General features: G+C 59.9%; 9 protein-coding genes. 3 read left to right on the top strand and 6 right to left on the bottom strand.

The window, feature by feature from the left end; all coding sequences use genetic code 11:
- Positions 1-232: 232 nt before the first annotated feature.
- On the bottom strand, positions 233-478 hold the full coding sequence (locus tag JQ586_RS22465) for a hypothetical protein (protein WP_249147937.1): 246 nt from the start codon (positions 476-478) through the stop codon (positions 233-235).
- A gap of 322 nt (positions 479-800) precedes the next feature.
- Between JQ586_RS22465 and JQ586_RS22460 the strand changes: the two genes are divergently transcribed.
- Positions 801-1,694: a 3'-5' exonuclease gene (locus JQ586_RS22460; protein WP_212396782.1), complete on the top strand. Its 894-nt coding sequence runs from the start codon at positions 801-803 to the stop codon at positions 1,692-1,694.
- 427 nt (positions 1,695-2,121) lie between these two features.
- A complete protein-coding gene (locus tag JQ586_RS22455) occupies positions 2,122-2,958 on the top strand; it encodes a VOC family protein (protein WP_212396781.1) in 837 nt (278 codons plus the stop codon).
- Between the two features lie 184 nt (positions 2,959-3,142).
- Here the strand turns inward: JQ586_RS22455 and JQ586_RS22450 are convergent, their stop codons facing one another.
- Both JQ586_RS22450 and JQ586_RS22445 read right to left on the bottom strand, forming a co-directional pair.
- Complete coding sequence (locus JQ586_RS22450; RefSeq protein ID WP_212396780.1) at positions 3,143-3,565, bottom strand: hypothetical protein; 423 nt, start codon at positions 3,563-3,565, stop codon at positions 3,143-3,145.
- Between the two features lie 1,102 nt (positions 3,566-4,667).
- Positions 4,668-6,446, bottom strand: a complete 1,779-nt coding sequence (locus JQ586_RS22445) for an adenylate/guanylate cyclase domain-containing protein (protein ID WP_312016997.1) — start codon at positions 6,444-6,446, stop codon at positions 4,668-4,670.
- 634 nt (positions 6,447-7,080) lie between these two features.
- On the opposite strand from JQ586_RS22445, the gene JQ586_RS22440 reads away from it, so the two are divergent.
- A complete protein-coding gene (locus JQ586_RS22440; protein WP_212396779.1) occupies positions 7,081-7,893 on the top strand; it encodes an aminoglycoside phosphotransferase family protein in 813 nt (270 codons plus the stop codon).
- A gap of 204 nt (positions 7,894-8,097) precedes the next feature.
- Here the strand turns inward: JQ586_RS22440 and JQ586_RS22435 are convergent, their stop codons facing one another.
- The 3 genes from JQ586_RS22435 to JQ586_RS22425 all read right to left on the bottom strand — a co-directional run bounded on the left by JQ586_RS22435 (position 8,098) and on the right by JQ586_RS22425 (position 12,915).
- On the bottom strand, positions 8,098-8,811 hold the full coding sequence (locus tag JQ586_RS22435) for an aspartate/glutamate racemase family protein (RefSeq protein ID WP_212396778.1): 714 nt from the start codon (positions 8,809-8,811) through the stop codon (positions 8,098-8,100).
- Between the two features lie 415 nt (positions 8,812-9,226).
- Positions 9,227-10,777, bottom strand: a complete 1,551-nt coding sequence (locus JQ586_RS22430; protein ID WP_212396777.1) for a long-chain-fatty-acid--CoA ligase — start codon at positions 10,775-10,777, stop codon at positions 9,227-9,229.
- A 131-nt stretch (positions 10,778-10,908) separates the two neighbouring features.
- Entirely contained in the window at positions 10,909-12,915 is a 2,007-nt protein-coding gene (locus JQ586_RS22425; protein ID WP_212396776.1) for an amidohydrolase, read from the bottom strand.
- Between the last annotated feature and the right edge of the window lie 91 nt (positions 12,916-13,006).

Below are 13,006 nucleotides of genomic sequence, written 5' to 3'. Positions count from 1 at the left end.
CGATGGCTACACCTGACGCGCCGAGGCTCGTACACCCCATCGATTTAAGCTTTCCCACTCCAACGATCGTAGAAGGTTTAATGTTGGCTCCCGGCCCGTATGAGGCATGCCGGACCGGCCGAACGTCCGGCTTGCGCCACGAGCTGCCAGTTTGTCCACCGAGCTCCCGCCTTTTTGAACGCTGGACAGCGGTGCCTCTTTGCTGCCCAAGCATACTAAACAGCATCGCTTGCTAGCCACCACTGCCCCGGCTCTTGATCCACAACGCGACCGCGCCAATTAGAGCCGTCAGCACCCCGCTCCACCAGATCGAACGCGGCCGCGCGGCGATGATCGAACTGAGATAGAGGAAAGCGCCAAGCGCGACGCCATAGTGCTTTCGAAATTCTCCGCTTCTGCGAGCGATTTCAACGAGATCCGAAGACCTGGCCCCATGATTTGCCATCACGATCGCCTCACCTTTCTCTTTGCACAGCATGATAAAAGTGAGTTGGGTGTTTCGTCGAGTCTTATTTCGTATTTTCCGAATAACGTGATCGAGGCATGCGTTGTCGCGACGCGAGGGTCGAAGCCCCCATCCGTGACGCGAAGTGGCACGGCTCACGAGAGCCCGGCTGCATCCCGCGGCGCGCAAAGCGTTCCGGATGGAGTTTTCAGCCAGTTCGGAGGGAAAGATGCCGTCCTACCCGGAGCCATCCACGCACGCGCAATAGATCTATCCACAGGCACTGCAATGCCTGGACCGGTTCGATAGGCTAGATTGGCGAGCTTTCAACCAGAATGAACATCCGGCGCCTGATATGACCATTCAACCAACCCTCGCCGAGATCGCCGGCATGCTGGAGCGGTCACCCGACTACCGGGTGCTGCGCCGGCTGGTTCCCCGTTCCGACTTTACGCCGAGCGACGGACAATCGACCAAAACCGCAGTCCTGCTCGATGTCGAGACCACTGGCCTCGATCCGGCCCGCGACGAGATTATTGAGCTCGGGATGGTCAAGTTCACTTATCTTGCGGATGGGCGGATCGGCCGGGTCACCGATACCTTCAGCTGCTTCAATCAGCCATCGATCGCAATTCCCCCCGAGATCACGGCACTGACTGGCATCACCGACGAGATGGTCGAAGGCCACAGCCTGGATGAGGCGCGGATCAACGAGTTCGCCTCCGATGCCGTCGTGGTCGTGGCCCATAATGCGGGTTTCGACCGCAAATTCATGGAGCGTTACGCGGCTCTGTTCATAAACAAGGCTTGGGCCTGCTCGGTTAGCGAGGTCGAATGGCGCGGCCACGGCTTTGAAGGATCGCGCTTGTCCTATCTCCTGATGAAGGCTGGGCTGTTTCACGAGGCACATCGGGCTGTCGACGATTGCCTAGCGCTACTCGAAATCCTCGCGATTACCCTGCCCCAACTCGATCGTACCGTGCTTTCCGTACTGCTCGAGCGTGCACGCCGCAAGACGATCCGGATCTGGGCCGAGCAGTCGCCATTCGAGCTCAAGGACGCGCTCAAGCGGCGCGGCTATCGCTGGAGCGACGGCGCCGATGGCCGACCGCGGTCGTGGTACATCGATGTCGACGAGAGCAATCAGGATACCGAAATCGAGTACCTGCAGAAAACGATCTATCAGAGCGATATCGAAATCCGGATCCAGGCGCTAACTGCGTTCGACCGCTTTTCGGCGAGAATCTGAACGTCTCATATCCAGATCGGCGTGCTCGCCTGCCTATCGTGGCACCGTAAGGCCCGCAACAAGGATCCGGTAGCCTAAGACCAGCGACTTTCGGTCAGTCAAGCCCGTAGTGCGACGGCATTGGACAAAGCCGTAGTCGCTCGTGTTGCCACGAGCGGCGAACCATCCATGGTCGCGCCCGCTTGATCATTGATCTAGATAGCCGAATTGACTGCCCGGCTTTGCGTAAAGATGACACATGAAAAATCGTGCCACCATCTTGCCAAGGATCAGGTAGTCCACGCGATTGTCGGTCGGAAACGCCCCCGAGGATCGGATCCAGCGCATCAACCTCGCATCTGTTCTTGCAGCAGACCGGAAAAGCCCGGATATTAGCTCCAGGTTGGGAGCTATCAGGGAAATTTGGGCAGGCAAGCTGGAGCACAGTATGGCACTACCAGGCGCGATGCTCGATCACGTGATCATCAATGCGCGTGACGACCTGGATCACGCCGCCGACACTTATCGACGGCTGGGCTTCACTCTCACCCCGCGTGGCTACCATTCGCTTGGCTCGATGAACCACCTGGCGATGTTCGGCAACGACTTTCTCGAACTGATCGCCGTGCCCAAAGGCGCGACCATTCGCCGGGACCTCCTTAGCTACTCCCTCGGACTCAATGGACTCGCGTTCGGCACCGAAGATTCCACAACTACCTACGACGCACTTTCCAAGGCGGGCCTCCCAGTTGAGCCACCTCTCGAATTCATCCGTCCGGTGGAAGTCGACGGCGCGGCGCGCGACGCCCGCTTCCGAGCGGTACGCATGAAAGAAGGCGGGGTGCCTTATGGCCGGGTCTTTTTCATTCACCACTTCACGCGCGATCTGCTGTGGCGCGATGAATGGCGTCACCACGCCAACGGCGTCGTCGCGGTCGTCCGCGCGATGATCGTCGACGCCAATCCGGTCGCCGGCACCAAGCTCTATGCCGATATGTTCGGGCCGGAGGTGGTGCGCGACATCAAGGGAGGCAAGAACGTGGTCGCGGGAAATGCGAACATCGAAGTCATTACCGAAACGACGCTAAAGGATCAGTTCGGTCCGTCAGTACCGAACGCAGAAGGACGCGGAGCCTATATGGCGGGGCTCACTTTCCGCACGGTGTCGCTAACGAAGGTGGCGCAGGCCCTGCAAGCTGGAGAAATCGAGTTCGTCCAACGTCCGGGGCAACTTGTCGTGCCGGCGAGGGTGGCGTTGAACGCTCTCCTGGAGTTCGTCGAATAGGCGCTAGGGGCGCGCGAGGGCATGCAGACTATCGCGCTCGATGTCCGGAAAGGGTATTTGCGTCGATATCGCCGCGCGTCGACTATGTCGGGCTTACGCCCTGATGCAGGCAGGTGTTGGGGTCGGTCGGAAAGGGCCATGAACCGACAACGCTCCAATCAAGCGGCGATACTTGTCAGGCTCCTCAGCGGCCGTAGGGGAAGCAGCGGTTGCGATCGAGTGTGAGACCGAAATGCACTCCCAGTGCAGCGATGGCCGTGTCCTGCTGAGGATAAGGATCGGCATTGAATGCGGCGACGATGATGATCCGGAACCCGCTGCAATTCTTGCCACCGGGGGGCAGCATCGCTGTAGTCAGTGCATTGCCCTCGCTGTCGCGCAGTGTGAGGAAAAGCGGCATCTCTCGCTGTACATGGGCCTCGAGGCCGATGTCGCGCTCGATCGCGTTAGGCCGCTCGGGACGCCAGGACTGGACCGCCTTCTCCCGCTCGCGGCGGAAATATTTCTCAACTGTGTGGCCCATCAGGCGCGACTCATGCATCGCTTCGCCTTCCGTCTCGATACGGAACCAGGTCTTGCCCTTCGGCGCGTCGCAAACATACTGCATTTCGCCTGTCCTGCGATGCCGCAATTCTAGGGCGGCGGGCCTGCAGAGCCAATATGAGACTCGCTCCCGTGTATAGCGCTGCATGATCAGAGGGGCTAGAAGTTCTTGATTGGGCGTTGAAGTTCTAGTGAGCCCAAACAATACTAGGTCGACCGGAATAAATCCTCTTCAAGGAGCGTCCCGATGCCTGACGTAAGGGAGAAGCGACGCGAAGCGCGCCGGGATCATTCGCCAATGGGCGAAGCTTCCGAAGAATAAACGGCAGTCTATGGAGGGGATTTCTGAATTCGCCAGGACCGCCGCTCAGCAGAACAAGAACGCATTCGTCGGCAGTCGTCGCGATCCCCATCAGAAGATCATGGGATGGCTATTGCCGCGTGCTCATCTCTGAACGACTGAGTCCTCTGCACATCCTTCGAAGGCGACACCGGGTTCTTCAGCTTGACACTAAGGCGGCGAACGGGCCCGCGCGATTAAGGGAACAAACCACGCAACTTGTTGCAAACCGCATTGAGCGAGATCTTGTGAATCTGGTCAGGCGGACGCCCGATTTCCTTTTAGGGTCGCTCGCGCCGCTCTTCCAGTCGCCCGGCTACTTCCGGGATGCGCGGCGAAAGCGTTGCCTTCCCGCCCGGCGGCTGCGCCACCAGGGACCGGGATTCCTGCCTGATCGAGGGCGGGATCCGCATCGACACCGCGGGCCGATCGACGTCGTATGGGCCGGGCGGCGCATGGTATGAGTCCGGCCCGGCCCCGTATTCGCCCAGGCGGTGGCCGTCCGGCCGAGCCGCTTCATCCGCGTGTTAATCTTGCCGCGCAAGCTCCGGGGAAAGGGCTCGATCCTATACGTCAACGAGGACGACAAGGCGAAGCCCAAGTCGCAACAGTACGCGGCTTCGTCGACACGCCCATTACATGCGATCCGGCCGATTGAGCGTTTCCAAATGGATGAACGAACGAGCCGTTTGCGGAACGACAGCTCAGGGCCCACAAGCCGCCCATCGCAGTCAAACCGAGGCTTTCCGCATCAGTCCAGTGAGCCGACCAAGCAATGGTCGAGGTCACGAACGTGAAGCAGAAAGTCATCTGGTGGATCCGTAGGTCATTCTGGAAGTCCCGCTTTCCGTAGTCCCTCTTGGTATCTTGCGAGGTCTTCGGCTCGGCGAAACGGGAACATCTGCTTGATCTCGCCAACCCGCAGCCCCGGAAAAATCTGGCGGTGTCGCGACATGGCCCTCTTAGCTTGATCCAGCCGCCCAGCCAGCGCATGGCTCGCCGCGGCAACACGCGCTGCGCCAGCCCAATTTGCCTGCTCACGGAGTCCCTTCTCTGCCCATGACGAAGCCTCGTCGTAGCGGCCGGCGAAGAAATGACCTGTAGCAACCAGTGTAGACGCCATAAATGAAAATGGATCGAGCGGGCTAAGCCGAATCGCGCGCGTTGAATGCTCCACCGTCAAATCCGGTTCGCCCAGATACGTTCTTATCCAGCCACTGAACAACCATCCTGCGGCCATGTTAGGATTGAGAACGAGAGCCCGATCGACCAAAGCGGCGCCGTCTTCGACCTCACCCACGACCAGTGCGAGAGCAAATCCACCCATCCCCAAAGCAATCGCATCGTCTCTGCCCAGTTCTACCGCTTGCAACGCGAGCCGCGCAGTTTCATCATTCTCTTGTTGATCGTCCATCCAGCCATTCATCTTGCGCCAAGCGTAGCACAAAGCGGCCATGCCGTATGCTGAAGCAAATTTGGAATCCAATTCAGTGGCTTTCTCGAACAGCGCCAGCGCCTCGGCCGTACTCTCCTTGGTCCAGAGGTAAATGTTTGCAACTCCGCGCAAATAGTAGTCGTAGGCATCGAGGTTTGCCGTCGGCTTGCGCTTGGCGCGCTCAATCTCCGCCTTTTCCACCGCTGGTGCGATTGCCCCGACAACCTTCGCGGCTACACGGTCCTGAAGATCGAAGATGTCGTCGAGCCCACCGTCAAATCGATCGGCCCAAAGGTGCGCACCAATGGTGCTGTCAACAAGTTGCCCCGTGATCCGCACTCGATTTCCCGCCTTGCGGATGCTGCCTTCCAGTACGTAACGCACCCCAAGCTCTCGCCCGACCTGCTTTACGTCGACAGAGCGCCCCTTGTAGACGAAGCTTGAGTTGCGTGCGATGACGAACAGCTCCTTAAAACGAGCCAGCGTAGTAATGATGTCCTCCACCATGCCGTCTGCAAAATAGTCCTGCTCGGGATCGCCGCTCAGGTTGGAGAACGGCAGCACCGCGATCGACGGTTTGTCGGGCAAGGGCAATGATCTGCCAACCTCGGGAATAAGCGCGGCGGGTGCCTTCGCCGAACGTGCAACCGAGCGCACGACATAAATCCGCAACGGCCGATCGATGTTCTTCAGCGATCTCTCGCCGAGATCATCGAAAGCAAATGTCATCTTCCCTCGTACTTGCCGATAGGCGTCGTCCGACAGGCAAACGCAGCCCGGCTCGCATTCATTTTCAATACGTGCAGCGATATTGACGCCATCGCCAAATATGTCGCCGCCATCGATGATGATATCTCCAATGTTTATTCCAACCCGGAACTGAATGCGCAGTTGGGCCGGCTCGGCGGTTCGTTCGGCCATTTTCTCTTGAATCGCAACTCCGCAAGTCACCGCATCGACGGCGCTCGCGAACTCGACCAGCATTCCGTCGCCGGTGGTCTTGACGATCCGACCGTTATGAGCGGCGATCGCGGGATCGATAATCTCGCGCCGGAGCGCTTTCAGGGCCGCGAGCGTGCTGACCTCGTCTGCACCCATTAGGCGCGAATAGCCCACGACATCGGCTGCGAGGATGGCAGCTAGCCGGCGTTCGACGCGCTCCTCGGCCACTACAATCGTCCCTGTTTGCTGACGATTGCGTTAGCTTAAGCGCCAGAATCGAAGGTGTCCATGCAGTCGACAGCGTCCGAGGTGCAAAATCCCAACCGAATGTTCGCTCGGGTCAAAAGCCGTCGATGACGATCTCGCTGAGCAATGTCCTCTATCCCGACGAGCCGACGTCCCAGATGGTCGAAGGACCGTCAGCGATGGGCTTTTAGCTAAGATTAGCCGAGCCGAAAACATACCGACAATCGCAGCGTGTCACCTTGTGGCTGCTGCGCTGGCCACTCAGCTACTATCTGCTTCGGGTCAAACCCGTCCGCGGCTTCTGAGCGACAGATGTGGCCGGCAAAGCTGGGATTGCAGATTGACGTATTTAACGTGCCGAGGCGGATGCGCACCGCGGCGTCTGGATTTCCGAGGCGCTTGGCCGTCATTGCTGCGCCGCAAGTCCCGCACAACCTCCGGACCTTGCCGGGCGACGATTCGTGGCTCTTGAGCCGCTGTTCCCCCCGCAGCCAACTCGCTGCTTCGGCCCAGAAGCCGTCATGATGTGCGGTCGACACAAGGCGCTGCGATCGCGACCGGGGGCTTCTTTTTTGCCGGTGGCCAGTGTTTGCTTCTCGCCGTGGGAGGACAGGCGATGTGCGGAGTCCTGGGAGAGAAGGTCGGCGAGGGCGTCTTTGCGGACATCCACGCCTGGGCGCCCGGTCAGGTAGTTAAGCTGTTCAAGGCTGGCATCCCGCGGCGGGTGAGCCGGTGGGAGGCGCGCATGACCCGCGCCGTCTTCGCTGCCGGCGGTCCTGCGCCGGAGGTGCTGGGTGAGGTGTCCCTGGATGGCCGTTGCGGTATTGTGCTGCCTCGCCTCGAAGGACCGACCCTGCTGCAGCTGACGAAAAGCGGCGCCATCACCTTTGAGCGGGCTGGCGCGATCCTCGCCTCGCTCTTCCTGACCGTTCACAACACGCCCCCGCCGCCGGACGTCCTCCCCCTGCGCGACCTAATGAACGGCTCATCGCTGCTCTCCGGCGGCGCTGTTCCCAGGCACATTGCCACGGGCATCCTTGCCCTGATCGAGCGCCTGAGGCCAGGCGACGGCCTGTGTCACGGCGACCTCCATCCCGACAACGTAATGATCACAGCGGATGGTCCGCGAATTATCGACTGGAGCGTTGCGGTCCGCGCGCCCGCCGCCCTGGACCTTGCACGGTGCCACGTCATGCTGTCGGAGGTCGCCGTGCAGGTCGCCGACAATCCGCAGCGGCCGCGCGCTGTCAATACAGCCGCGCAGTCGGAATACGCGCGGTTGACCGGAATGTCCGAGGCCGCGCTGACGGCCGCGATAGAGCCCTACCTGCCGATCGCACGCGTCCAGGCCCTCTTCGGACGGCCGTCGCCAACCTTGCGGGACATGCTGGTCCGGCTTCTCGAAGCGAGCCTGCGCTCGCAGGGCTGAAGCGCTGCGCGCGCGTTGCGCAGGCATCGAAGGCGTCTCTTGTTGGGCGGACGTAGGTGTCCGCGATGGTCGTTTGCGTCAATATCGCCGCCTCGACCATGCCGACATGTTGGGGTCGGTCGGTAAGGGCCAATAGCTGCTTGTTCGACTACTTTGTTGGCTTAAAAAGATCGCGACGTCGTGGCGACTTCCTGGGGAAATTGATCACGCCGCAACCGGCACGGACCATTTAGCCGTTGCTCCTACGATATCGAGGGCGGCCTCTATTGTGGCCTGATTGCTGGTCACCACTGGTACGCCGAAACGTCGCATGAGCAGCGGTCGAGCTTCGACTGCACGGAAATTGGTGCAGGACACGAACAAGAGATCATGGACCCGGCCCGCCAACTCCCGTTCCGCGAAGGCAACAATTTCTTCAGGCGTCACGCTACTGATAGCAAAGTTCTCTGTTATGCCGAGGCCCGCCATATGCACTACTGTTAGCCCACGCCTCTCCAATCCGGCCCGGATGGCCTGGTTTAGCTCGTCGACATAAGGCGTGAGCACGGCGACACGCTTTCTCCCAAGTCGCTCGATGGCGCTGCCTACCGCGTCATTGGTGCTGACGACGGGCGCTCCCGTCTCACGTGAGATGCGATCAATGAGACTCGTCTCTCCGTCTGCCCCCAGTACGGCCCCGCCGCTCGTACAGGCGAAGACGACGACGTGCGGGCGCAACGTGGCGAGGTCAGTCACGGCAACCGGAACGTGGTCGTAGATCATGCGTCGCTCGGCCTCCGCTGTGGTTTCGGCGAGGTACATGCGAGCGGCGTGAACCATTACATCAGCCGGTAGTCCCAAGATGAAGTCGGCCTCAACCGTCGTATTGGACGAGGGCACGATAACGCCGATGCGCGGCCATTCGGTACGATCACTCATCGATAGCCTCCGAAACAAACGATGTCTGAATGGCAGGCGTCGTTTGGAGTGGGCCAGACGCTGCGAGAATATCCTAATCCGCTTTGACGAGCAAAGCGAGGCGCCCCACGCAGGGCCCTGACCCCCCGAACGAGCCGTGTACGGTCCGAGAAAAACGCGACCTCGTTGGATGCCTAATGCGTGTTCGCAACGCCGCTCGAAAGCGGAAAATCTGCATGATGAGGGAAGATGTCGCTTTGGGGCCAATTCCGGACTCGTGCAGCGCGGCAATAGGCTTGGCTGTGGTACATTATGTTTGTTCGATCACGTGTTCGGCGCAGACGTGCAGCGTGGCCGCCTAGCCAGCACGTCAACTGATTGAATACGCCATTATGATCCGCCTTGGTTACGCGTCGATCATTGTGCAGTTTACCGCCTAGATGTTTCGCGTGCGGCCCGCCCAGTATTTTTCACGCAGCGGGTTCTTCGTGATTTTTCCTGATGCATTTCGCGGGATGGCCTCGATGAAGTCCACGCTCTTCGGGATCTTGAAGCCCCCCAGCTTGCCGCGGCAAAATTCGATGATTGCGTCGGGCGCCGGCGACGTTCCTGTGCGCGCGACCACGACGGCCTTGACGGCCTCGCCCCAACGATCATCGGGAACACCGATCACAGCCACGTCCAGGACATCGGGATGCCCAGAGATGACGTTCTCCACTTCTATTGGATAGACGTTCTCGCCGCCCGAGATGATCAAGTCGGTCTTGCGGTCGACAATGAAGAAGTGGCCGCTGGGTGCTCGGTAAGCGAGATCGCCCGTGTGCAGCCATCCGCCTTTCAGAGACTTTGCAGTGGCATCAGGCCGCTTCCAATAACCGGTCATCAGACTCTCTGATTTGATCGCGACTTCGCCAACCTGCCCGTCGGGGCAGGTCGAACTCTCGTCATCCACAACACGAAGCTCGTACCCGACCATTTGTCTGCCACAGGAGCGCAAGAGCGCTCGCTCAGTTGTCAGGCCACGTCTGTGATCAGCTTCGTCGAGCACACTGACGAGTACGCCGGATTCGGTCTGGCCATATGTCTGCTGAAAGCCTGCTCCTGTGAGCTCCATGGCGAGTGCAAGCCGGTCTTCTGGAATCGGCGCCGCGCCGTATACAACGCGTTGCAGGCTGCGAAAATCTGTCTTTCGGATTCGCGGCTCCTCGAGGAGCATTAGAAGCATCGAAGGTACGAAGCTTCCGATGGTGACTCGCTCACGTTCGATCAGATCGAATACGGCGCCGGCCTCCCATCGGGGCAGAATAACAATCGTCGAACCGGTCGCAAAATAGGTGAGCTGGTAAATCTGGCCACCCGCGTGAAACTGAGGGACGGCTTGGAGCTTGACGTCGGACTCGACGGCCTTGAGAGCAAGTGAGCTGTAGATGGTGCCCAAAAAGAAGCTACGATGGGGCAGCATCACACCTTTGGGGCGGCCGGTCGTGCCGCTCGTATACATCACTGTAAACAAATCGTCGGGCGACACCAGTGCTTCGGCGGGCTTGTCGGCAGCCTGCTGCACAAGCCTCTCATAGGCCTCGCCGATCGCCGGCTTATCCCCTATCGATATCCACCAGCGGACGTTCCCTACCTTTCGATCAATCTGTTCGACGGTTGGCAGTAGATCCTCGCTGTAGACGACTGCGACAGCCTCCGAGTTCTCGATGATGAACGAAAGCTCCGATGCGGACAGCCGTGTATTAAGCGGAACCCATGTCGCTCCCATCGAAGCGATGGCGAAGACCATCTCGACGTGCTCGATGGAGTTGGAGGAAAGTATCGCGACCCGATCCCGCGGGCGTATGCCAAGACCGCTCAAGGCATTGGCCATGCGCCGGACACGGCTGGCTAGCTGACCGTACGTCTGCCTTTGATCGCGGCAGATCAGCGCCAATTTTTCGCCGCGCCGCAGCTCGTTGTTCCAGAGAAAGTCCGGCATCAACATGTCAGCGCAACTCCAGGTCGTCGACAGTATTTTCTTCCGTTCGAGCCTGCCGCACGGGTACCACAACATTGGCCAGGTGGTCACCGGTGCTCTGGGTCAATACGACGTCCCAGCCCGCAACCGTCGGCGCGTCAGTGTGCGACCAGCGCGCCGGTGTCGTGAACCGCCTTTCCGCCGAACAGAGTCTGCAGCACGCGCGTCTTCTTGAGATCGTCGACCGGACAGGTGACCGGATCCTGATCGACAACTACGAGATCGGCCTGCATATCGGGCGCCAGATACCCGATATCGTCCCAACGCATCACGCGGGCTGCATCACGTGTCATCATGGCAAGCGCTTCGAGGCGGCTGATCGTCTGGTTCGGGCCGGCATTGCGATAGCCGGATTCCCCGAACTCGTGCGTCAAGGATAGCTGGAGTTGCTCCCACGCATTCTTCGGCCCCCAGTCCGTCCCGCCGCCAACCGGCATTTTCGCATCGAAGAACCGGCGCAGAGGAATAATGTCGGGAAGCACCTTGGATCCCATCGACCGCCGCATCAGTTCACCCTCGCCCCAGCAAAAGGCCATTGAGGTGGTGTGGCAGAAGTTCAGGTTCTTGAAGCGCTTAACTTGCTCGGCCTCGATCGTGGTTGCGTGTACCAGAACCCAATTCAGGGGCGGGATGTCATATTCACCGGCCACGCGCTCGACCATATCGAGGATTTCGTCGTGCGACTGCGTGCCCATGGAAAGGATATTGAGCCGCAGTTTGCGCGCGGCTGCGAAGCGCATCACATACTCGGCTTTTTCCGGCGAGATATGGCGCTGGCCATGAGTAATGCAGCCATAGACGTTCAGATACGGAGCGCGCATCATCTGCGCGCCGCCATAGCAGTAACCATCCCACATCAAACTGACGCCGTTAAACCGAAAGAGTGGGTCCTCGAGCTCGATCGACGCGGCAGCATTCTCGAGCCGATGGATGAAGTCCTGCATTTCCCGTGGCTTGCTCCATGGCATGCCGTAGGATTCGGCCTCCTGTGAGGCGAGCACCCGCATTGTGAGCCTTCCCTCCTTGCGCAGCGTTCGGTAGGCGTCGATCAACACCCGGTCCATCATGTGGTTTTCGTAGACGCCGGTGACGCCCTGCCGATGAAACAGCTCGATCGCGGTCTCCGTCCCAGGCACGAGGCATTCCCTTTTGAGAAAAGGTATATCGCGCCACAGCAGTTCGCCGTATGGGTCATAGCAGTAGTAGTTGGTGACCGATCCCGTGATGCGGCCGGTTGGCTCGCCGTTTGTGTTCTTTTCGATCCAGACATTGCCAATCCTGTCGGGCGATTGTCGATCGATGCCGAGCTTGCTGAGAGCAAGCGAGTTGAACGACATGCAGCTTGGACGCACGGGCCCCCAAGCCTGGATGACGATCGGATGCTTGGTGCTGGCTTTGTCCAGCGACCAGCGGTCCGGGAGCAGCCCCTCCGCGAGGTCCTTGTAGGAGCGGCGGTGGAAAAAGTGTGGTTCGCCGACCGGCGTCGCCTGAATCCACGCGCCCTCGGCTTCGACCGTTACCCTTTGCGCAATGCGGTCGACTATTTCGTCGTGGTTACGGCAATCCCAGATCTTCACCAGCGGCTCTTCGAGTGACCCGTAGTGCAAGAGATGCGGATGCGTGTCGAGCAGGCCCGGCACGATCGAGGCCCCCTGCGCGTCAAGGCGGCGTGTCGCCCGGGACGCCAGCGGCTCCACCTCCTTCCTGGAACCAATGGCCGCAATCTTGCCAGTGCTGACCAGGAGCGCCTCTGCGATCGAATCGTGCGGGTCCATCGCATAGATACGGGCGCCATAGATGAGTAGATCCTGGTCGTTGCCTGTGTCCACACTGTCCTCCAATTGTGAAGCGTTCGTTCGGCGGAGTTCCAGAGTCGCCAGCGTGAACGCACGTACTTGGGCTCCCGCGCGGCGATCTCGGCCGCATTGACGTAACTTGCTCGTCCGGACCGCGTGGGCGCTGAACTCGATCCAAGGGCCAGGTGAACCGCCGTTGTGCGCCACAGCAAAAACGGGCGCAAACAACCGCTCGGAGTCATTCGTGACGGACCAATCCCGGCCAGGCAGATTTGCGCTTGGTCGGATAGCAATGTTGATCTGCGTCAATGCCGCCTGTCCCACGTGCCCACGCTCCGATCACGCGGACATGACCGGAATACACTTCACGACGAATGGATGATTAGGATCAGAGAGCCAG

Origin of the sequence: Bradyrhizobium jicamae (assembly GCF_018130215.1) — a bacterium.
Taxonomy (GTDB): domain Bacteria; phylum Pseudomonadota; class Alphaproteobacteria; order Rhizobiales; family Xanthobacteraceae; genus Bradyrhizobium; species Bradyrhizobium jicamae_A.
This window is presented reverse-complemented; position numbering and strand designations above follow the sequence as displayed.